This is a genomic window from Bacillus sp. SM2101 (assembly GCF_018588585.1).
Classification (GTDB): Bacteria; Bacillota; Bacilli; order Bacillales; family SM2101; genus Nanhaiella; species Nanhaiella sioensis.
On record NZ_JAEUFG010000006.1, the window covers coordinates 32,282 to 54,832 of the forward strand.

Annotated in this window: 16 protein-coding genes and 1 other annotated feature; of the genes, 2 read left to right on the forward strand and 14 right to left on the reverse strand. The window is 35.7% G+C overall.

The window, feature by feature from the left end:
* Positions 1 to 237: 237 nt before the first annotated feature.
* The 3 genes from JM172_RS07265 to JM172_RS07275 form a co-directional block, all read right to left on the reverse strand.
* Positions 238 to 1,950, reverse strand: a complete 1,713-nt coding sequence (locus tag JM172_RS07265) for a sensor domain-containing diguanylate cyclase (protein WP_214481479.1) — start codon at positions 1,948 to 1,950, stop codon at positions 238 to 240.
* A gap of 95 nt (positions 1,951 to 2,045) precedes the next feature.
* Complete coding sequence (locus JM172_RS07270) at positions 2,046 to 3,350, reverse strand: bifunctional folylpolyglutamate synthase/dihydrofolate synthase (RefSeq protein WP_214481481.1); 1,305 nt, start codon at positions 3,348 to 3,350, stop codon at positions 2,046 to 2,048.
* Between the two features lie 333 nt (positions 3,351 to 3,683).
* Positions 3,684 to 6,326 (reverse strand): valine--tRNA ligase, encoded by a 2,643-nt coding sequence (locus JM172_RS07275; protein WP_214481482.1) that lies wholly within the window; start codon positions 6,324 to 6,326, stop codon positions 3,684 to 3,686.
* Positions 6,327 to 6,437: 111 nt separating this feature from the next.
* Positions 6,438 to 6,686 (reverse strand) — a binding site (T-box leader).
* A 515-nt stretch (positions 6,687 to 7,201) separates the two neighbouring features.
* Between JM172_RS07275 and JM172_RS07280 the strand changes: the two genes are divergently transcribed.
* A complete protein-coding gene (locus JM172_RS07280) occupies positions 7,202 to 7,393 on the forward strand; it encodes a hypothetical protein (protein WP_214481483.1) in 192 nt (63 codons plus the stop codon).
* A 45-nt stretch (positions 7,394 to 7,438) separates the two neighbouring features.
* Here JM172_RS07280 and ysxE read toward each other — a convergent pair whose 3' ends face one another.
* The 8 genes from ysxE to hemA all read right to left on the reverse strand — a co-directional run bounded on the left by ysxE (position 7,439) and on the right by hemA (position 16,307).
* Entirely contained in the window at positions 7,439 to 8,476 is a 1,038-nt protein-coding gene (gene ysxE, locus JM172_RS07285; RefSeq protein ID WP_214481484.1) for a spore coat protein YsxE, read from the reverse strand.
* A gap of 8 nt (positions 8,477 to 8,484) precedes the next feature.
* Positions 8,485 to 9,549 carry a stage VI sporulation protein D gene (gene spoVID / locus JM172_RS07290; RefSeq protein ID WP_214481485.1) on the reverse strand — a complete coding sequence of 355 codons (1,065 nt, stop codon included), beginning with the start codon at positions 9,547 to 9,549 and terminating at the stop codon, positions 8,485 to 8,487.
* Positions 9,550 to 9,709: 160 nt separating this feature from the next.
* The gene (gene hemL, locus JM172_RS07295; RefSeq protein WP_214481486.1) at positions 9,710 to 10,999 is read right to left on the reverse strand and encodes a glutamate-1-semialdehyde 2,1-aminomutase; all 1,290 of its coding nucleotides are present in this window, start codon (positions 10,997 to 10,999) and stop codon (positions 9,710 to 9,712) included.
* A 91-nt stretch (positions 11,000 to 11,090) separates the two neighbouring features.
* A complete protein-coding gene (gene hemB / locus JM172_RS07300; RefSeq protein WP_214481487.1) occupies positions 11,091 to 12,071 on the reverse strand; it encodes a porphobilinogen synthase in 981 nt (326 codons plus the stop codon).
* A gap of 253 nt (positions 12,072 to 12,324) precedes the next feature.
* A complete protein-coding gene (locus JM172_RS07305; protein ID WP_214481489.1) occupies positions 12,325 to 13,113 on the reverse strand; it encodes a uroporphyrinogen-III synthase in 789 nt (262 codons plus the stop codon).
* Positions 13,113 to 14,045 (reverse strand): hydroxymethylbilane synthase, encoded by a 933-nt coding sequence (gene hemC / locus JM172_RS07310; protein ID WP_214481491.1) that lies wholly within the window; start codon positions 14,043 to 14,045, stop codon positions 13,113 to 13,115. The genes JM172_RS07305 and hemC overlap by 1 nt, the downstream gene beginning before the upstream one ends.
* Before the next feature lie 85 nt (positions 14,046 to 14,130).
* A complete protein-coding gene (locus JM172_RS07315) occupies positions 14,131 to 14,952 on the reverse strand; it encodes a cytochrome C assembly family protein (protein ID WP_214481493.1) in 822 nt (273 codons plus the stop codon).
* Between the two features lie 14 nt (positions 14,953 to 14,966).
* Entirely contained in the window at positions 14,967 to 16,307 is a 1,341-nt protein-coding gene (gene hemA / locus JM172_RS07320; RefSeq protein WP_214481495.1) for a glutamyl-tRNA reductase, read from the reverse strand.
* A gap of 205 nt (positions 16,308 to 16,512) precedes the next feature.
* Here hemA and JM172_RS07325 point away from each other — a divergent pair, with 205 nt between their 5' ends.
* Positions 16,513 to 16,998, forward strand: a complete 486-nt coding sequence (locus JM172_RS07325; protein WP_214481497.1) for a LiaI-LiaF-like domain-containing protein — start codon at positions 16,513 to 16,515, stop codon at positions 16,996 to 16,998.
* Positions 16,999 to 17,417: 419 nt separating this feature from the next.
* Here JM172_RS07325 and yihA read toward each other — a convergent pair whose 3' ends face one another.
* The 3 genes from yihA to lonB form a co-directional block, all read right to left on the reverse strand.
* Complete coding sequence (gene yihA, locus JM172_RS07330) at positions 17,418 to 18,002, reverse strand: ribosome biogenesis GTP-binding protein YihA/YsxC (protein ID WP_214481498.1); 585 nt, start codon at positions 18,000 to 18,002, stop codon at positions 17,418 to 17,420.
* Positions 17,999 to 20,323 (reverse strand): endopeptidase La, encoded by a 2,325-nt coding sequence (gene lon, locus JM172_RS07335; protein WP_214481500.1) that lies wholly within the window; start codon positions 20,321 to 20,323, stop codon positions 17,999 to 18,001. The genes yihA and lon overlap by 4 nt, the downstream gene beginning before the upstream one ends.
* Positions 20,324 to 20,815: 492 nt before the next feature.
* Positions 20,816 to 22,489 carry an ATP-dependent protease LonB gene (gene lonB / locus JM172_RS07340; RefSeq protein ID WP_214481501.1) on the reverse strand — a complete coding sequence of 558 codons (1,674 nt, stop codon included), beginning with the start codon at positions 22,487 to 22,489 and terminating at the stop codon, positions 20,816 to 20,818.
* Positions 22,490 to 22,551 lie beyond the last annotated feature (62 nt).

Genomic DNA, 22,551 nt, shown 5'->3' on the forward strand with positions numbered 1-22,551 from the left:
ATATATTTTGACCAGTTTCTTCTGAACTCATATGCTAAGCTACAACTCATTAATTACAGTGGCTGGAGGGTTCTCTATGTTTACTTTGTTGTTATTTTCCGATAAACCTGAGTACAACAACTAGTTTTTTTATTACTATCTTCATTTGATAGATGAAATAATATCAGGATTACTATTTTTAAAATAAACACCAATCAACAAAGTAATCGATTATGGAATTTTCCTTTATAATGAAAATTATTGTGCAAGCACGGCTACTTTATTTCTTCCTGCTTGCTTCGCTCCTGTATACATCGCTCTATCAGCTGTACGAATGAGCTCTATTGGATTTTCTCCATCGTAAGGAGAGGTAGCAATTCCTATACTTGCAGTAATTTTAACTTGTTGGACTTTCTTATCAGATAAATTCCCAGTAATATAAAATGGTCTTGATGCGATCTTTTTCCGAATGTCCTCCGCCAAAGAAAACGCTGATTGACGGTCGTAGAGAGGTAATAGAATAATGAATTCTTCTCCTCCATAGCGTGCAACAGTTCCTTCATTCCCTACAATCTCTGTTAACAGCATAGCAGTATCACGAAGAATTTCATTTCCGCTTTGATGACCATAAGTATCGTTCACCGCTTTAAAATGGTCTATATCAATTAAGATGATGGATAGCGATTTGTACCAATCTTTTTTTGATAATACATCCATTTCTTGACTTAATAAGACTTCAAAATATTGATAGTTATATATTTTTGTTAAACCATCATGTTCACTTTTATGCTTAGCTTCTTCGTAATGACGCGCATTTTCAATCGCTACAGCCAAATAAGATCCTAATAAATCTACTAGCATTAACTGATATTTTTTATATGCCCGCTTCTTATGGGAGGCTAAAACAATGACAGAAACAACAGTTTGGTTTCGCACAACAGGGACAGCCATAACACTTTCTACCGTTGGTGGTAAACAGCCATTCATAACCGATTTCCAACTGTTACGAGAATGATAGATAACTGGTTTCTTAGAAGCCCAAACCTCTCCAGCAATCCCTTCATATTTTTGTAATGGAGGGATTGTGAGCTTTTTTTCCTCAGAACATTCAAAATACCTAATTAAATAGAGAGTATCATCATTTACCACATCTAAAATATATGCTAAATCTACAGGAAACATCATGGTGAGCTTCTCTAAAAATAAATCTATTACTTGTTTTACTTTTAGCTGTTCTGCCAGTTGATGACCTATTTCACTAGCACGTTGTAAATAATCATTGACTTTTCGACTTGAATTATAGAGTTGAATCATAGTTACGATACATATAAATGGTAAGCCTGTATAAATTAATGCATGGATACCTAGTTGTTCATATAATAAAAATAAAATAAGTCCAAAAGGGATAAGAATACAAGTGGTTATAACTTCCCATAGCATGTCTCGACTTAACAGTGACTTTTTCATTTTTCTTTTGAATTTTACATAATCAATTATTGCTAAAAACAGTTGGTTTGAAATAAAAATAGTTACCAAATAACCTATTATTGGTATGGCTGACTGAGTTAAATTGACTATTTCAGCACCATGAGCGCCTCCTAGGCTATAATATACTAGGCCTCCTATGATAGAAATTGATACGAACATGATTGAATTTAATGGGTAACGATATAATTCGCTCTTGCTAATACGTAACCTTAATAGAAGTACGACGATAGAAAGCTGCATTAATACCATCTCAACAAATAACCCAAACGATAAAAACACAGCTAATAACACAGCTTGGCCAAAAAATATCGGCGTTTCATTAACAATAATAGGAAAAAAGCAAACAATAATCATTAATATTAAAAATAAAAGAATATCCTGAGCATTCTCATATAATAAAGGACTCGTATTTGAAAATACTAAGTATAAAACTAAAGGTGTATATATAGCCCAATATACCCATAATATGTTTTTAGATTTCAAATATCGTCCTCCTCTACCACATATTTCATATTTAATCTTTTATCGTCTATATTTTACCAAATTTTCAGACAAAAGTCATATGTAATATGAAAATACTACGACAAACATCCTAATATATGTAATCGTACTTCTGATATAAAATATAGTGAACCTGTGATAATAAGAACGTCATCTTTAGGGATGGAGTTAAGCTTTTCATTTATAACTACTTTCCAATCTTCCTCGTAATCCTTATTACTTCTACTACATTGATCATACAATTCTCTTGCTGATAAAGACCTAGGAAAATCGAACGAAGTACATGTAAGTCGTTCAGCAATATCAGCTAAAGGGTTAAGCATATCTCCAATGTGTTTATCTGCTAATGCAGAAAATATGATATGTATCTTCTTATCGTTAAAGTGATCGTTAAGCGTTTTACATAAGGCTTGAACTCCCTCTGGGTTATGTGCACCATCAATGATAACCATCGGTTCTGCCATTAGCGTTTCAAAACGACCAGCCCAAAATGCGGCCTTTATTCCATCGCGAATATGGACTTCTTCTATGGTCATTGAAAAATGTGTTTTCAAATATACGGCTGCCATAATTGCTAGAGCCGCATTTTTCACTTGATGAGCACCTTTCATCTTAGAGTTGAGATCATTTATTGTTAAAAAAGGAGTCTTAATTGAGAATGATTCACCGCTTTTTGTTGATTGATAATTAGCAATAGTAAAATCGAGGTTATATTGATATACTTGAGAATTTGTAGACTGTGCTTTTGCTAAAATGACTTGTAAGGCTTCTTCCTGTTCAACCGAAGTAATCACTGGTGAGTCTGGCTTTATAATTCCACTTTTTTCATATGCAATTTCTTCAACTGTCTCGCCAAGAATAGCAGTATGATCAAACCCGATGTTCGTAATAATGGAAAACAATGGGTCAATAACATTCGTAGAATCTAACCTACCTCCTAGGCCTGTTTCAAAGATTACGAGGTCAACTTGCTTTGTTTTTGCAAAATAAACTAATGCCATCGCAGTGATTACTTCAAATTCGGTAGGCGAACCTAACTCAGTATGTTCTAACTGTTCTGCTAACGGTTTAATCTCATTAACTAAACTTACGATTTCCTCATCATGAATTGGAACACCATTGATGCTAATACGTTCATTAAATTGTTCAATGTAAGGTGATGTAAAAGTACCTATGTTGTAGCTTGCCTCTTGTAAAATTGTTCGCAAATAACATACCGTCGAACCTTTACCATTTGTCCCAGCAACATGAATTGTTTTAATATGTTGTTCAGGATGAGCCAAACGCTCCATCATCCACTCCATTCTTTTTAGTCCTGGCTTCATACCTAAACGAAGTCGTGAATGAATCCAATCTATAGCTTCCTTATATGTAACTACCATAAAAACTCCTCCTTAGTAACAATTAACGTGAAGCTCTTGCCCCTCTAATATTCCCTGCCAATCTAAAGCTCTGTGTGATCTATTAAAAGCTTATTTTAATGCCGAAATCATATCTAGGACTAAAGGATCTAGATTATAGAAAAGTGCAGCTCTTTGACTATCCGTCGCAAACACTGCAGCTTTGTTATATTCAAAAAACACGAACCCTCTCAGGTTCGTGTTATATTTTAGTCTATCCATCATTCATTTGTCTACAAATGAATTTTGAATAATCTTTAGAAAATGCTCCTCATTCATCATGCCTTTCACATGAATCCGCTCTTTATTAATGTATTATCCTTTCAGTTCCGCGATACGAGCACGAACTGTTTCACGTTTTTCAACATAATCCTGTTCCTTTGCACGTTCTTCAGCAATTACTTTTTCTGGAGCTTTGTTGACGAAACCTTCATTACTTAATTTCTTTTGTACACGGTCTACTTCTTTATTCAGCTTTTCCAATTCTTTTTGCAGACGTTGTACTTCTTCTTCAATATTAATTAAGCCTTCAAGTGGTAGAATTAATTCTGCACCCGTTACTACCGCTGTCATAGACTTTGCAGGTGGTTGTAATCCTACACCGATCATTAATTCACTTGGATTACAGAATCTATCGATATATGAACGATTGTCTTCTAGACGAGTAGCTACATTCTCATCTTTTGCATTAATGTGGAGCTTAATCTTCTTACTCATTGGTGTATTCACTTCAGCTCGAACATTGCGGACTGATCGAATAATATCAACGAGTAAGTGCATATCATTTGCAGCTTGTTCGTTTGAAAGTTCTGAACGAACCTGCGGCCACTTAGCAACTGTTATTGAGTCACCTTCATGAGGTAGATTTTGCCAAATTTCCTCGGTAATAAAAGGCATAAACGGATGTAATAAGCGTAGAGTATTATCTAACACATATGCCAATACACTTCGTGTCGATTTCTTTGCCTTGACATCATCCCCATATAATGGGAGCTTAGCCATTTCTATATACCAATCACAGAAATCATCCCAAATGAAGTTGTATAACACACGACCAACTTCACCAAATTCATATTTATCTGCTAAAGTAGTAACCTTTTCAATTGTCTCATTAAGTCTTGTTAATATCCATTGATCTGCTACTGACTTCTCTCCTGTTAAGTCTATTTCTTCATACTTAAGGCCATCTAAATTCATTATTACGAATCGCGATGCATTCCATATTTTATTAGCAAAGTTCCAAGTAGCTTCAACCTTCTCCGTGCTATAACGTAAATCTTGACCTGGAGAGCTACCTGTTGCCAGGAAGTAACGTAAGGAATCAGCACCATATTGGTCGATGACATCCATTGGATCTACACCATTTCCTAAAGATTTACTCATTTTTCTTCCATCCGAAGCACGTACAAGTCCATGTATTAATACATCATCAAAAGGACGTTTCTCAGTAAACTCGAGAGCTTGGAATATCATTCTTGACACCCAGAAGAAAATAATATCATAACCAGTAACGAGAACATTCGATGGATAATAACGATTGTAATCCAATGAAGATTCTTCAGGCCATCCCATCGTTGAAAATGGCCAAAGCGCTGAACTGAACCAAGTATCTAATACATCAGTGTCTTGTTCCCAATTTTCAACGTCAGTTGGTGGTTCATGATCTACATACACTTCACCTGTCTCCTTATGGTACCAAGCAGGAATACGGTGTCCCCACCACAATTGACGAGAAATACACCAATCACGAATATTTTCCATCCAACGTAAATACGTTTTTTCAAAGCGATCAGGAACAAAATTCACCTTATCACCTGTTTGCTGTAACTTGATCGCTTCATCAGCTAATGGCTGCATTTTTACAAACCATTGTGTTGACAAATATGGCTCCACAACAGCTCCACTTCGTTCACTATGACCTACTGAATGCATATGCTCCTCAATCTTAAAGAGTACTCCTTGCTCTTCTAAATCTTTCACAATTTGCTTACGACATTCAAAGCGATCCATCCCTTGGTATTTACCAGCATTGTTATTCATCGTTCCGTCTTCATTCATAACAAGAACTCTTTCAAGATTATGACGGTTACCAATTTCGAAGTCATTTGGATCATGGGCTGGAGTAATTTTTACTGCTCCAGATCCGAACTCCATATCAACATAGTCGTCACCTACGATCTTTAGCTCTCTTCCGATTATTGGTAGTTTAGCTGTTTTTCCAATCAAATGCTTATAGCGCTCATCCTTTGGATGAACTGCAATAGCAGTATCTCCAAGCATCGTCTCAGGTCGTGTTGTAGCAATTTCGATATGCCCTGAACCGTCCGTTAATGGATAACGCATATGATAAAATGCACCTTGCACATCTTTATGAATCACTTCAATGTCTGACAGGGCTGTCTTCGTTTGTGGGTCCCAGTTAATGATATACTCTCCACGGTAAATAAGACCTTTTTTGTACAATGTTACGAAAACTTCACGAACAGCTTTAGAAAGCCCTTCATCAAGTGTAAAACGCTCGCGTGAATAATCTAGACCCAAGCCAAGCTTTGACCACTGCTGACGAATATGACTAGCGTACTCCTCTTTCCACTTCCACGTTTCCTCAACAAATTTTTCTCTTCCTAAATCATATCTAGATGTTCCTTGTTCACGTAGCTTTGCTTCGACCTTTGCTTGAGTAGCAATACCAGCGTGATCCATTCCAGGTAACCAAAGAACATCCAACCCTTGCATGCGTTTCATACGCGTCAATATATCTTGTAATGTTGTATCCCAAGCATGACCTAAATGTAGCTTGCCTGTTACATTTGGTGGAGGTATTACAATTGTATAAGGTTCTTTTTCACTATCTCCAGTTGCCTCAAAATATTTTCCTTCAAGCCAAAACTTATATCGATTTTTTTCAACTTTATTTGGATCGTATTTTGTCGATAGCATTTGTTCATTTGTTTCCATGTTAGTTCCTCCTGACTAATAACTTAAGAAAATTAAAATAGCAACGTTCGAAAAACGCCAATCAATTGCGAAAAGCAAAACCTAACTAAAAAATAAAAACTCCTCCATCCAAAAAAGGACGAAAGGAGTTTATTTTCCGCGGTTCCACCTTAATTCTTAAACTACATTATTACACAATGAAGTTTAAGCGCTTAAACAAATAACGGTTGCATCCGGCTTCTTCTAATTGACACATCGATCTTTCAAAGAAGCAGCTTAAGGGTGACTTTCGAATAATAGCGATCCTAAGAAATTTCTCAGCTATAAATTTCTCTCTCTGAAGGAGCTACCTATTGTACTCTTCCCTGTCTACGCATTTAGATATTGTTCAATGAACATGAACGCATCTCTTATATGTTTGTCAATAGTATCATATTTATATTCTATATACTACCGAAAAATTGTTTTTGTCGTCAATCATCTTAACCAATTTTTTTTAAAGTTATTCATTAGTTAGCAAATTAGATGGGTGAATGCACTATTTCATTGATGATGGCATACTTTAATATATGTTTATTTACGAGTATTTATTGTAAAGGCTGTTTTCAGTTGAGGTGATCATGGACTTAAATTATACTACTGATTGCTCCAAGTGTTTTCTCCTCTTTAAACCGATACAATTCCCTAAAACCTAATCTATACGAAAGGCTCTTTTCATAAACTTTGTTGAAATTTCCGAAATACTCTTGTGATTTACAATACTAATATGTCCATTAAATCCTAGTTGTTTGCATAGTTATATGTTAGCACGAAAAACAACTAAAAATTCGAAAACAGCCATAAGAAAAGTGTAGCTGTGAAAATCACTAGCTTATTTAAATGTAAGGAGGCTAACGATGAGACGGAAATACACACCTTTTTCACTTCCACCATGGGCGCGTCAGCTTCGCGATATTTGTGGACAAATGATCATTCCTATTGCGGTCTTTCAATTACTTCGTACCATCTTTTTTCCAACTACGTTTGATGTGTTTATACTTGCTTTGTTAGTCGTTATTGCAGTAGCATTTGAATTCAATTGGATATAAAAAATCCCATATACAACATATGATATGTTATATATGGGATTCTTTTTATTCGTCACTAGTCATTTTTTCTCCGTCAATTAACTGCATTATAACAAACTCAATGTTTTTCATTTGCCAATATGCCCGTAGTAATTGTTCAGTACTCTGAAGCTCATTGTTATTTGTTGAACTTGCTAAATGTTTTCGAACAATATTATATAATTGTTGAGGATATGAACCGTAACTGTATAGCAAAAAACGTTCTTCTTCCTTTAATGAGTTAAATTGTTGATAATGCTGAATCCACTCGACACATTCATGGTTATTCACTGGGTACGTTTTTAATGTCCGGTGTATTAATGTAACTAGATCATATACAGGAGAAGCGATAGATGACCTTTCAAAGTTAATAAAATAACCTTTTCCTTTATCGTTGCTTACGACGTGTTCAGGTGAAACATTCCCGTGTACGATTGAAACTCGAGAATGCTTTTTTTGTTTGGTCCTTTCAAACCATTGATCTAGATTTCGTTCAGCAAAATGAATAGCTTGCATGATTTCGTGAAAATACGTAACAAACTGCAATTCAAATGGTGACATATACCATTTACTTTCACACACTTCCATATACCTTTCCAAAAAGACCCTTTGAGTTCTCCATGATGCTTTTATATCATTATATGATTTTGCTATTTGATTATTCGTATACACTATGTCCTTCGATGTCATATAATGAAGTCTCGCTAATTCTCGCATCATTTGCTGAAAGAAACCTTGACGATTTTCATGTTGAAACCATGGCATTAAATAAAAACAATTATTGTCGAAGTGTACAAGAAAGTTTCCATTGTTAGTTCGATAAATAGGAATAATATTCGTAAATCCACGTTCGAATAAAGATTGCATTGTCTTAATAAATGAACCGTCTTTATATTTACCATCCAATCTCTTCAATGCGAACGTTCCTGACTTGGAATGTGCTTTGACAAGCTTCTTTCCAATCTGCTCAACCTGATCGGGTATTATTCCATATTTAGCTAGGATAGGACTATGATAATTTAATACTGTTGCTGTTTTATCATGACCCTCATTTTTCGTAGTCATGTTAATTACTAAACTTTGCTATCGATGTAGATAGGTATATATAATATTTGACCTTCATAAATGTCATGTTCTTGTTCGAGATGATTTACTCGTAAAAGCTGTTGAACAGATACATCATATCTTTCTGATATGGATTGTACGGAATCACCTTGTTGAACAAAACACATTTTCACTTGTGAAAAATCGCTTTCATGCTCCTCTTTGCCAAATATCTTGGTTAAATATAGTGCATTCTCATCACGTTTTGCTTCTGATTCGTCCCCTATCATCGCTTCTTCTCTGACCTTTATTTCCTTTGTTTGAACCTCATTACGTTCTTCACTGTGCCTTTCAAAGTTCAATACTAAATCAGTTTCTTCTCTACCTTTTAATTCAACCTGAGGACTATATACATCTACATTTGGTACATTACTTTCAGCACTTTTTGCTGAATCTAAAACATCTTCTTCTACTTGTTTTCTGACTTCAACTTCGAATGGATCATACAAGTCTTCTTCAATTCCAACATGCACCACATCTTCTCCATCTTTTAAATTTCCCATTGAATCGACATCATTTACTTCTACTCGTTCGGTCCCTTCCTGTCCCTCTTCATGCTCAATGATTTCCTCATAATACTCACCTTCTCTTATAACCTCAGATTGGTGATGATCATATATTCCACTTATAGAAAGATCTGCAAACACTTCTAAACACCTTGTTTGAGGAATTTCATAGTCAAATGAATTGATTGAAATATACACGTCATCCATACGATCAATTCGAGTCTTCGGAATTGTTATATCAACAGGAAAAACATGCTTTAGCTCACTTACACCATCTTCTCGTGTAATAATAGTATTAACAACCCTTCCAGGAAACTCTCTGACGTCTTCATGTACAGCATTTTCATCTATTCTGTATTCACCTGATAGCTGAAGCGAACCACGAATTGTAATATATTGATCATGCTCTTCGATCATAATATCAGGATCTAAAGAAATTGATAAAAGTTCAGAGACTTCCTGTCCCTTTTGAAACCATACCGACTCTTCAATTGAAAATCGCAGCGACGATTGCTCTTCTTGTGTCACCTTACTCCTCCTTTCAAACAAGTACCATTTTTACTATGACATTACAGATTTATGAATGAAATTGATCATTTATGTATAAAACGTTGATAAAACATGAAAAAGGTGTAGATAAAGTTGATGGTACACTTTATCTACACCTTCTTTTTCTATGTTCATTTACTTAAGATTTAAGCTTTGAAAAAGCTTTTTCCGCACTGTGAATTGTATGTTGAATATCTTCATGTGAATGAGCTGTTGATAAAAATAGTCCTTCAAACTGAGATGGTGGCAAAAAGACACCTTGTTCAGACATAGCTTGATAAAATGTTGCAAAATATGCTAAATTAGATTTTTTTGCCATTTCATAATTTGTTACTTCTTCATCTGTAAAGAAGAAGCCGATCATTGAACCAGCACGATTGATTGTATGTGGAATTTCATATTTACGTGCTGCTGCTGAAAGACCTTCCTCTAAAAGATCTGCTTTTTGTTCAAATTGTGCATATGATTCTGGTGTTAATTGGATCAATGTTTCATAACCAGCTGTCATTGCAAGTGGGTTACCGGACAGTGTACCAGCTTGATAAATCGGTCCACTCGGAGCGATTTGGTTCATTATTTCCGCTTTTCCACCGTATGCACCTACTGGAAGGCCACCGCCAATAACTTTTCCTAGGCATGTAATATCTGGGATAACACCAAAATACCCTTGTGCACAATGATACGCAACTCTAAATCCTGACATAACTTCATCAAAGATTAATAATGAACCATACTCTTCAGTAATTTCCCTTAATCCTTCTAGAAAGCCCTCCTGAGGTGGTACAACCCCCATATTACCAGCAACAGGTTCAACGATAACACCAGCAATATCATCACCAAATTGCTCAAAAGCATATTTGACACTATTAAGATCGTTATAAGGAACTGTAATAGTATTTTTTGCAATACCCTCTGGCACACCAGGACTGTCAGGTAAGCCGAGTGTTGCAACTCCTGATCCAGCCTTAATTAATAATGAATCTCCGTGTCCATGATAACAACCTTCAAACTTCATTATTTTATTGCGAGAAGTATAACCTCGGGCTAAACGAAGAGCACTCATTGTTGCCTCTGTACCTGAGCTAACCATTCTAATTACTTCAATGGATGGTACGCGATCAATAACAAGCTGGGCAAGATCATTTTCAATTAATGAAGGTGCTCCAAAGCTTGTGCCATCTTCAGTTACTTTTTTAATTGCTTCTACGACTCTTTCATTTGCATGTCCATGAATAAGTGGTCCCCATGACAAAACATAATCTATATATTCATTTCCGTCGATATCGTATATTTTTGATCCTTTCCCCTTTTTCATAAAGATCGGGTTCATATCAACAGATTTAAATGCACGAACAGGACTATTCACTCCACCTGGCATAAGTTGTTGTGCTTTTTCAAACGCTTCAATTGACTTTTGATAGCTTCGCATAATTAGACACCTTCCTATAAATAATCAAGGGTGTTACTCAGGGGTAATAAAGTATCTACATTCCCTGACGTATAAGTGTTTCTCAACATGTTTACTTCTCAGTTAACCAACGGGCTGCATCTTTAGCAAAGTAAGTTATGATTAGATCAACTCCAGCTCGCTTCATACTAGTCAGTTTTTCTAAAACAACTTCTTGTTCATTCAACCAACCATTTTGTGCTGCTGCTTTAATCATCGAATACTCGCCGCTAACGTTATAAGCTACAATTGGGATGTTAATATTGTTTTGCATATCTCTGATAATGTCTAAATATGAAAGAGCTGGTTTGACTATGAGAAAGTCTGCTCCTTCTTCTACGTCAGATTGAGCTTCACGAAGTGCTTCCAAACGGTTTGCTGGGTCCATTTGATATGTTTTACGATCCCCAAACTGTGGCGCACCATGAGCTGCATCTCTAAAAGGGCCATAGAAAGCAGATGCATACTTTACACCATAAGACATCATTGGAATATACTCATAGCCCGCTTCATCTAAGCCTTGACGAATTGCTGCTACAAAACCATCCATCATATTTGAAGGAGCAATAATATCAGCCCCAGCTTTTGCCTGGCTTATCGCTGTTTTCACGAGTAAATTTAATGACGGGTCATTCAAAACTTGTCCACCTTGAATAATTCCACAATGCCCATGATCTGTATATTGACAGAGACATGTATCAGCAATAACGACAAGCTCAGGAAAAGATGCTTTAAGTTGTCGTATAGCATCTTGAACAATTCCATGGTCATGATATGCTTGAGAGCCAACATCATCTTTCTCATTAGGTACCCCGAAGACAATGACAGATGGTATCCCAAGTTCAACAACTTCTGCCACTTCTTCATTAAGACGATCAAGTGAATATTGATAAACTCCAGGCATCGATGAAACAGGGTTTTTTTGGTTTTCCCCTTCTACCACAAATAGAGGATAAATGAAATCTTCAACGTGTAAATGTGTTTCACGTACCATTCTTCGGACATTAGCTGTTTGACGTAGCCTACGATAACGGGAAAAATTAATATCTTTCATGTAACAAATCCTTCCTTTCATATACTCACATGATTTTCACAAAAGTCCGAGTTAAATAAATTTGCTTATCACTTATAGATGTTATTCTAAGGCTCTTTTCGTAAACTTTGTTGCTATTGTTATCCAATTAATACCAAAAAGTGGTTTAACATGGTTAGTCATTGTTGTACAGAAGAAAAGATGCCACTAACTCTAGTTGTGTACGTGTTTGGCTCTTAGTACGAAAAGCAACAATTAATGCGAAAACAGCCTATTAATTTGACACTCGGTTATAATACCGAACAAGCTCTTGCAGCATACTATCAAGCGTATACTCTTTTGGACATATATGCACGGTTATACCAAGATTAGTTGCTGTTTCTTTCGTTATAGGGCCGATACAAGCGACTATACAGCCTCGGATGTAGTGGGCTATTGAATGCCCACTTAATAATGATACAAAGTTTTTGACAGCTGAGGAACTCGCAAATGTGATGACATCTATGTCATCATTTGTGAGCATTCTATATAATTTATGTTTACTCTCGCTGTTCTCAATTGTTTGATAAACGACCAAATCCGTTACATCATATCCGCTATTAATTAACTGAGACTTTATCGTATCACGTGAAAGATTCCCTCTAACGTTTAAAATTCGATTTCTCGAATTCAAATATGGATATAATGCCTCTAATAAACTTTCTTGTACAAACTGTTTTGGTACAACTGACGCTTCGTGTCCATACTGTTGTAATGCTTCTAAAGTTCTTTTTCCTACTACAGCAATCTTCGGAAATAATACGTTACAATCCAGCTGCTCCTGAAAATGTTGAAAAAAGAAATGTACGCCATTTGCGCTTGAGAAAATAAGCCATTGATATTCATGTAGCTTATTCACAACCATCTTGTTTTCATGTGTATAATTTGCAGGGATGATAGAAATTAGCGGAATTTCTACCGGGATACCTCCAAGTTCTACAATTTTCTCAGCAAAGCCTTTTGCCTGCTGTTTACCTCTTGTCACAACTATTCTTTTGTTATGTAGAGGTAACATATTATCCATTATTGATTAAGCTCCTCTTTCACTTGATCAATGAGGTTTTTGGCACCCATTTTTGTAAGCTTCATAGCAGCTAATATACCTACTTCCTCTGGGTTTGTTCCGGTAATCGTTTCTTTAAAAATTGTTTCGCCATCAGGTGATGCTACGAGTGCATGTAATACAATTTCATCATGTTGGTTAATTTGAGCATACCCCGCAATTGGAACTTGACAGCCACCTTCCATCTTATCAAGAAATGTACGTTCTGCTTCAGTAGTTCGGGAAGTTTCTTTATCATTTAATTTTGCCAGTTCATTCAAAAGGTCCGTATCATCAATGCGACACTCAATTCCAAGTGCGCCCTGACCGACAGCAGGTAAACAACTTATTGGCTCAAGATATTCAGTTACTACATCATCTTTCCACCCCATACGTGCTAACCCAGCTGCTGCTAAGACAATTGCATCATATTCGTTATTTTCTAATTTCCTTAAGCGAGTATCAATATTACCTCGAATCCATTTAATCTCTATATCGGAGCGAAGTGCTAGCAGCTGTGCTGCCCTTCGTAAACTACTTGTTCCAATTATTGCTCCACTCGGAAGCTGTTCAAAAGGAATGTGACCTTTTGAAATTATGACATCTCTAGGGTCCTCACGTTTTGGAATACAGCCAATCGTTAAATGTTCTGGTAAAACAGCTGGCATATCCTTCATACTATGAACGGCCATATCAATTTCTTTATTAAGCATAGCTTGTTCGATTTCTTTAACAAACAACCCTTTTCCGCCAACCTTTGATAAGGTCACATCAAGAATTTTATCACCTTTAGTAACAATTTCTTTCACTTCAAACTCAAATGGAACGCCTAATTGCTTTAAAGTATCTATTACCCAATTAGTTTGAGTTAACGCTAATTTACTTTTACGAGAACCTACAATTATTTTTCGCATGATTTCCTCCTAAATCATTAGCAAAGTGGAGGTGGTTATTTATATTTCCAGCAACCACTATCGTTTTATTTAAAATGCAGTACTATTAATGAAATCTAGATAGACTTCCAAATAGAAAAAAATTAATAAGAAGTACTAAAAATGAAGCCACATTCCATGTCGCAAGCGTTTTCCCTTGTAAATTCCTACCCACACGCATATATAGATAAACCCCGTATACAATTAAAACCGTAAAAGAGCCAAGGACTTTCACATCATACCAATGAAAATTAGGAATTTGGATATAAGCCCATATCAAGCCTAAAATTAACCCTAGTAGTAACATTGGTACTCCAATTACATTTAACACATAAGACATATGATCCAATTTAGTGAGGTCTTCTATACGAAGCAAGCGTTTTCCCCATCTCTTTTGTTTTAGCAAATTATATTGAATCAAATACAGTGTTGTAAAGATAAAAGATAATGTAAATGCTCCATATGACAATATGGTCATTGTAATATGAATCACTAATAATTCTGACATGAGTTGCTCGGCGCCTGCGACAGATTTTTCATGATTAGGTGCGAATGTATGTAAGGCCATTACAAAAAAGCCTAGAACGTTCGTAAAAAAAACAATAAAGTCCACTCGTAACAGACGATTAATTACAAGTGATAACGTAATCAATACCCATGCATAAAAATAGAGTCCTTCAAAAAGCGTCAAAATGGGAAAGCGCCCTGTTTCCATCATTCTCAGAAACAAAAAAATTGTTTGTAAACACCAAACAATAGAAAGTAACCAGAAGGCAACTCTATTAGCCTTCCGGTTATTATGAAGAAAGTCAACAAAATATAGCAGTACACTTACAGCATAAATACATACGGTAAACTCGTATAGCCTTGTCATATATATATCTATCATTTTCGTCTCCTCACTTATGAACTATGAAGAGATAGCTGTTTTGCAGTCGCAAGTTGTTGAACCTGCTGCTTGTCTAGCTCAACCTTTACCGCTTCTTCAATATTAAATATTTTCATAAAGAGCTGTAATGACTCTTCAGCATTATCTTCCGCAGCTATTTCTTTTGCTCCCAAGATTGGATCTTTTAGCAATTGATTAACAATGCTCTTTGTATGTTTATTAATAACTTTTCTTTCTCGTTCTGAAAGGTTCGGTAGTTTACGATCGATGCTTCTCATCGTTTCAGCTTGGACTTCAAGTGCACGTTGTCTAAGTGCAGAGATAACAGGTACAACCCCTAATGTATTAAGCCATTGTTTAAACATCACTATTTCTGACTCAATCATTAACTCAATTTGTATTGAAGCCTTTTGTCGCTCCGCTAAATTAGCTTGTACTATATCCTCTAAATCATCAATATCATATAGAAATACATTATCAAGCGCTGCAAGCTGTGGATCTAAATCTCGCGGAACAGCAATATCGACCATAAATATAGGTCTACCTTTTCTCATTTTTTTTACTTGTTCCATCATAGCTTTGTTTATAACATAGTCCTTCGCTCCGGTCGAACTTATCATTATATCAGCTTCTACTAAAGCTTGTTGAATATCTTCCATTGACTTAGCTTGTCCTGAAAAGCGCTTGGCTAGGGATTCAGCTTTTTCCATCGTTCTATTAACAACCGTAACTTGTTTTACACCATTGCCATGAAGATTTTCGACAGCTAGTTCTCCCATCTTACCTGCACCTAAAATTAACACATGTTTATTTGTTAACTGACCAAAAATCTTCTTTGCAAGCTCAACTGCAGCATAGCTGATCGACATTGCATTTGAAGAAATTTCAGTTTCCGAATGCGCACGTTTTGCTAATGTGATTACTTGTTTAAATAACTGGTTGAAGATTGTACCAGTCGTTTGCGCCTCCTGAGCTAATAAAAAACTTGATCGAACCTGACCTAATATTTGTGTCTCACCTAAAACCATCGACTTTAGGCCACATGCGACATTAAATAGGTGTTCAATCGCACCATCACTTTCAAATATCGTTAAATACGGCGATACCTCATCTTTATCTAAATTAAACCAATCTGCTAAAAAAGCTTTTATATAGTATCGACCTGTATGCAATTGATCAACAACAGCATAGACTTCAGTTCGATTACATGTTGAAATAATAACATTCTCTAAAATACTCTTTTGCTTTTGCAAAGCTTTCATTGCCTCATGTAATCTATTTGCATCAAAAGTCAATTTTTCACGAATTTCGACAGGTGCTGTTTTATAATTTACCCCAACAACGATGATATGCACTGTAACTTTGCACCCCCTAATATGCCTATTCTCCCATATACATAAAACTATATCTATTATAACATGTATGAAATATTGTCATTTTTTTAAATGTGAACACAATATGAACATATGTTAAGATTAATTAAATACGTACTACATTGTGTAGAATATCAAAAACAGCTTTGTTTATCAAGTAAGCTCTAATAAATTCAAGGAGGTTTTCATGAAGAAACAGAGCATTTTTTCTAGTATAATCCTGATCGGATTTGGGATTTATTTGCTCATTCAACAACTAAACATCAAAATAACTCCAGGTTTTTACACATGGCCTACTTGGCTGTTAATCATCGGAACCGCCTTGCTAGCTCACGCATACATAACTAAGCAATATAACAATATATTACCTGGAATTATTTTATTTGGCTTTGGTATACATTTTCAAAATTTCTTTAGTTTACCCTTTTGGCCAGATAATCCTGTCATGTTATTATTTATTATATCCATAGGATTATTATTACAGTATACAAAATTAAAAACAGGCTTGATTCAAGGGTTACTATTATTGTTTATAGCTCTATTGTTTCTATTTAATAACGAAATTATGAATTGGATTGGCAATCTCGAAAATACTACATCAAGTATATCAAGTTTTTGGCCATTCATTCTTATTGCTATCGGTTTATATATTCTATTTTTCCAAAAGGGCTAAGGCTAGACAATTAGAAAAATGCTGGCGAATGCCCAATCATGTTACACAAATTCCAAATGTCTGTCTTCATGCTGACTCTTCGAACAAACGCGAAGTTTCTTTCACTTTGGCACTTGTTGCTTTTAGAGTGAAAGGGCGAAACGACCTTGAAGCCTTGTGCTGACAACTAGAAAAGTACAGGAGTCTCTTTTTCCCTCAAGCATATGCAATTCGAATTTAACACGCTAATATATTCAGACGCTCTTCGTAACCATTGTTGTGCTAACAATGGTTTTATTATTTTCAACACTTCCTACCAGTAAAGACGCCATGAAATTCTAGTTGTCTCGTTCTTACTTCTCAATATATTGCACACCATTATTAAACACAAAAAAGTAAGCAGAGTATAATATTCCCCTGCTTACTGCAACTATCTATCATTACATAAACTTATTTAAAGCTGACCATGCCTCTACTTTTCCTTTGCCTGTTTCAGATGAAAATAGTATTAACTGATCGTTAGGGTCGAGTTGTAGGTCCTGACGAATAACTTTAGCGTGTTTTTCCCATTTACCCTTTGGTATTTTATCTGCCTTTGTTGCAATTACAATAGTAGGAATTTCATAATGTTTTAAAAAGTCATACATAATCACATCATCGTTTGAAGGTGGATGACGAAGATCTATCAATAAAATTACCGCACGTAAAGGCTCACGTGTAGTAAGATACTTCTCGATCATTTTACCCCAGGCTTCCCGTTCCTTCTTAGACACTTTTGCATAGCCATAACCGGGTACGTCAACAAAATATAGTGACTCATTAAGTAAATAAAAGTTTAAGGTTTGTGTCTTACCTGGTTTTGATGATGTTCTAGCTAAATTTTTACGATGGATCATTTTATTTATAAAGGAAGATTTACCAACATTTGACCTTCCTGCTAAGGCGAATTCTGGAAACCTCTCTGCATTTGGATACTGTTCTGGCTTCACCGCACTAATAACTATTTCTGCATCTGTAACTTTCATATAGTATCTCCTAAAATCGCATGTTCCAAGACTTCATCCAAATGAGAAACGAGTATGAAGGTTAAATCATTTCTCACACTTTCTGGAATATCATCAATATCTTTTTCATTATCTTTAGGAACAATAATTTTCCTTAAGCCAGCTCGATGAGCACTTAACGTTTTTTCTTTTAGTCCTCCTATAGGAAGCACTCTCCCACGAAGTGTAATTTCTCCAGTCATACCTACTTCTTTACTAACAGGATAATCCGTTAAAGCAGAAATAAGTGCTGTTGCCATTGTAATTCCTGCTGATGGACCATCTTTAGGTACTGCACCTTCAGGGACATGGATGTGGATATCATTCTCTTCATGGAAATTTGGATCAATATGAAGCTCTTCTGCTCTAGATCGTATGTAACTGAATGCAGCTTGTGCTGATTCTTTCATTACATCACCAAGTTTCCCTGTTAAAACAAGCTTCCCCTTACCTGGAGAAAGTGAAACTTCTATTGATAACGTATCTCCTCCAACAGGAGTATATGCAAGCCCAGTTGCCACACCAACTTGGTCATCTATTTCAGCTTGACCGTAACGAAATATTTTTTTCCCTAAAAATTCTTCAATATTCTTATCAGTAATGATTACTCTTTTACGTTCTTCTGCAACAATTAACTTAGCTGCTTTTCTACATATTGTTGCAAGCTGACGTTCTAATCCACGGACGCCTGCTTCACGTGTGTAATACCTTATAACACTCTGTAAGCCATCATCTCTAATTTGTAATACTGCTTTTTTCATACCATGTTCTTTCAACTGCTTAGGAAATAAATGGTCTTTTGCAATATGCAGTTTTTCAATTTCAGTATAACCAGCAATCGTTATTATTTCCATTCGATCTCGAAGCGGTCCTGGAATTGTAGATAAATCATTAGCAGTAGCAATAAATACTACATTAGATAGATCATATGGTTCTTCAATATAGTGGTCACTAAATGAATGATTTTGTTCTGGATCAAGTACTTCTAGCATCGCAGAAGATGGATCCCCACGAAAATCACTTGACATTTTATCAATTTCATCCAATAGAAATACTGGATTGATAGTAGATGCTTTTTTCATACCTTGAATAATTCTACCTGGCATCGCCCCTACATATGTTCTTCGGTGACCCCTAATCTCTGATTCATCACGGACACCACCAAGAGAAATACGGACAAAATTTCTATTTAACGATTTAGCTATAGACTTAGCCAGTGATGTTTTACCTACCCCAGGAGGACCGGACAGGCATAAAATTGGGCCTTTTAACGATTCCGTTAACTGTTGCACTGCTAAGTATTCAAGAACACGTTCTTTCACTTTTTCAAGACCGAAATGCTCATCGTTTAAGATCTTTTCAGCTTTTTTGACATTTAAACTATCCTCTGTAGAAACAGACCAAGGTAACATAATTAACCAATCGATATAATTTCTAATTACACCACTCTCAGCAGAGCTAACAGGTATTTTCTCATATCTATCTAACTCTTTTAAAGCAGTTTCTTTTACTTGGTCAGGCATCCCAGCTTCATGTATTTTACTTTTTAGTTTTTCAATTTCACCAGTTTTTCCTTCTTTATCTCCTAGCTCTTTTTGTATTGCTTTCATTTGCTCACGGAGATAGTACTCTTTTTGTGTTCGTTCCATTGACCGTTTTACAGTTTGTCCTATTTTTTTCTCTAAGTTTAAAACTTCACGTTCATTATTAATGATAGTAATAACTTGATGAAGACGTTCTTTAAGATCTGTTGTTTCCAATATCTCTTGCTTCTCTTTAATCTTTAACGGTAAATGGGAAGCAATGATATCTGCCATTCTCCCTGGCTCTTCAATATCTGACACGGTCATAAACGTTTCTGCCGATATTTTTTTTGATAGTTTTATGTATTGCTCAAATAATTGTAGCATTGTCCTCATCAACGCTTCTTCTTCATTGCCTTTCACCTGCGGATCTTCATATGTATTAATTTTTGCAGAGTGATAAGTACCTTCATCATAATATTTTTCGATTTCAGCTCTACTAATCCCTTCTACTAAAACCCGAATTGTACCATTTGGCAACTTAAGCATTTGCTTAACATGGGTTAATGTCCCCATTTCGTACAGATCATCGATCGTTGGTTCTTCTATCGAAACATCTACTTGCGATGATAAGAAAATATGTCGGTCTTCCATCATTGCTTTTTCGAGCGCTTTCACAGATTTATCACGACCGACATCTAGATGCAATACCATTGTCGGATAGATTAATACTCCTCGGAGAGGCAGGAGGGGAACGATCATTTGTTTATTCTTACCCATCGGAAAAATACCTCCAATTATATAAAACACTAAATACTTGTATTGAACTATTGTATAGTACATTTTTTCCTTTGTAAAATAGAAACAACTATCACTGCATTTATTGAAGGTGAGTTTTTTGCTTTTTGAAAAGCGCCACAGTTCAAAGAGTCTAACTTACAAGGCACTTTATACTATGGCTCATTTCAAAAATCCTGCTGTTATTGTTACTAAATTTGAAAGACTCTCTTTTCTTATTATTTATTCCTCTTGATACTAAATTTAGGACAGCACCATACAAATTTATGCAAGTGACTTTATATTAAAGACTTGGTTTATACGTATTTATTTCTTAGTACGAAAAGCAACAATCAATCCGAAAACAGCCATATGGAAAGCAAGATAAGGTTTGTTAGAGAAGAAAAATTACCACGAACATCGTTTGGGTGGTATTTACTAAATACTGAAATCAACAATTAACAAAACGGACACAACCTTTTCAATTATCGATCATTAAACTGATTCTTTTTCCTGTAGTTTTGCTGAAGATGATATGATTGATTCAGTATGATGAATCTTTGGCTTTATTAAAGCAATATCGAATACTTCATTTAGATGATTGACAGGAATAATCTCAATTCCTTCTATGCCTTTTAAAAGCTTTTGCATATTTTCCGATGGTATGATCACCTTTTTTGCTCCTGCTTGTCTTGCAGCTTTCACTTTCGCAACGACACCACCAATTGGTTTTACATTACCGTGAATACTAATTTCTCCTGTCATCGCTACAGTTCTATCAACTTTCACTTTATTAATTGAAGAATAAATACCAGTCGCCATTGCAATCCCTGCAGAAGGTCCATCAACTGGAAATCCACCAGGAAAATTGACGTGTATATCAAAATCTGATGCAGGGACGCCCATAGAACGAAGAACAGTAATTACATTTTCAATAGACCCTTTAGCCATACTTTTTCGTCTAATTGATTTAGCCCTATCTCCAATACTTTCCTCTTCTGCAATGCCTGTAATATTAATTGTACCTTGATCTTCTGCAGGAATAATCGTTACTTCAATTTCTAGTAACGCTCCTGTATTTGGCCCAAATACAGCTAAGCCATTAACTAGACCTACCTTTGAATTAGCACAGATTTTCTTTTCATAACGTGGTACAAGCTGAGAGGACTCAATCACCCACTCTATATCCTCATCATATATGCTCTCTCTTTCTTCAGAAATTGCAATCCCTGCAGCAACTTGAACCATATTGACCGCTTCACGACCATTCCTAGCATAATTTGATAAAATCCCTAACCCTTTATCTTCTATCTCCATTTGTACTTTCTGAGCGGCATTGCTAGCTACAACCTTAATTTCATCTTTATCTAACTCTCGGAAAAACACTTCTAAACATCGAGAACGAATCGCAGGTGGTATTTCACTTGGTGTTCTAGTAGTTGCTCCAATTAACCGAAAGTCTGCAGGTAAACCATTTTGAAAAATATCATGAATATGATTAGGAATTTGTGAATTTTCTTCACTATAATAAGCACTTTCCAAAAATACTTTTCGATCCTCAAGAACCTTTAGTAGCTTATTCATTTGAATAGGGTGAAGCTCTCCAATCTCGTCAATAAAGAGTACACCACCATGGGCATTCGTCACAGCACCTTGCTTTGGTTGCGGTATACCTGCTTGCCCCATGGCCCCCGCACCTTGATAAATTGGATCATGTACTGAGCCAATTAATGGGTCAGCAATTCCCCTTTCATCAAAACGAGCAGTAGTGGCGTCAAGTTCAACAAAAACCGAAGATTGGTGAAATGGTGATTTAGTGCTTTTTTTTGCTTCTTCTAATACTAATCTAGCCGCAGCCGTCTTTCCAACACCAGGTGGGCCATATATAAGGACATGTTGAGGGTTTGGCCCACATAAAGCAGCCTTTAAAGAACGAATTCCATCGATTTGTCCGACAATTTCTTGAAAACTTGACGGCCGAACTTTTTCGGCTAATGGCTCAGTCAATGAAATAGAACGAAGTTTTCTCAAATGTTCCATTTCTTTACGTGATTCTTTATCAATTGATATTTTTTGAGTGCGTTGATTTCTTAATAAATTCCAAAAATATAGCCCAATAATTACACCAAAAAATAACTGGACGAGTAAGGCGATGCTAGTCCAACTCATATCAATTCCCTCCTGAACGTATGAATCCATCATTAATTGATAGTATCTCCGTGCAGAAGTTT

What these genes read in the sequence shown, in the direction of transcription:
- JM172_RS07315 (WP_214481493.1), bottom strand. Translation starts at nt 14,952, where the DNA reads ATGATAGATATATATATGACAAGGCTATACGAGTTTACCGTATGTATT.
- hemB (WP_214481487.1), bottom strand. Translation starts at nt 12,071, where the DNA reads ATGAAAGATATTAATTTTTCCCGTTATCGTAGGCTACGTCAAACAGCT.
- JM172_RS07325 (WP_214481497.1), top strand. Translation starts at nt 16,513, where the DNA reads ATGAAGAAACAGAGCATTTTTTCTAGTATAATCCTGATCGGATTTGGG.
- JM172_RS07305 (WP_214481489.1), bottom strand. Translation starts at nt 13,113, where the DNA reads ATGGATAATATGTTACCTCTACATAACAAAAGAATAGTTGTGACAAGA.
- hemL (WP_214481486.1), bottom strand. Translation starts at nt 10,999, where the DNA reads ATGCGAAGCTATCAAAAGTCAATTGAAGCGTTTGAAAAAGCACAACAA.
- hemC (WP_214481491.1), bottom strand. Translation starts at nt 14,045, where the DNA reads ATGCGAAAAATAATTGTAGGTTCTCGTAAAAGTAAATTAGCGTTAACT.
- JM172_RS07270 (WP_214481481.1), bottom strand. Translation starts at nt 3,350, where the DNA reads ATGGTAGTTACATATAAGGAAGCTATAGATTGGATTCATTCACGACTT.
- yihA (WP_214481498.1), bottom strand. Translation starts at nt 18,002, where the DNA reads ATGAAAGTTACAGATGCAGAAATAGTTATTAGTGCGGTGAAGCCAGAA.
- lonB (WP_214481501.1), bottom strand. Translation starts at nt 22,489, where the DNA reads ATGAGTTGGACTAGCATCGCCTTACTCGTCCAGTTATTTTTTGGTGTA.
- JM172_RS07275 (WP_214481482.1), bottom strand. Translation starts at nt 6,326, where the DNA reads ATGGAAACAAATGAACAAATGCTATCGACAAAATACGATCCAAATAAA.
- JM172_RS07280 (WP_214481483.1), top strand. Translation starts at nt 7,202, where the DNA reads ATGAGACGGAAATACACACCTTTTTCACTTCCACCATGGGCGCGTCAG.
- ysxE (WP_214481484.1), bottom strand. Translation starts at nt 8,476, where the DNA reads ATGACTACGAAAAATGAGGGTCATGATAAAACAGCAACAGTATTAAAT.
- lon (WP_214481500.1), bottom strand. Translation starts at nt 20,323, where the DNA reads ATGGGTAAGAATAAACAAATGATCGTTCCCCTCCTGCCTCTCCGAGGA.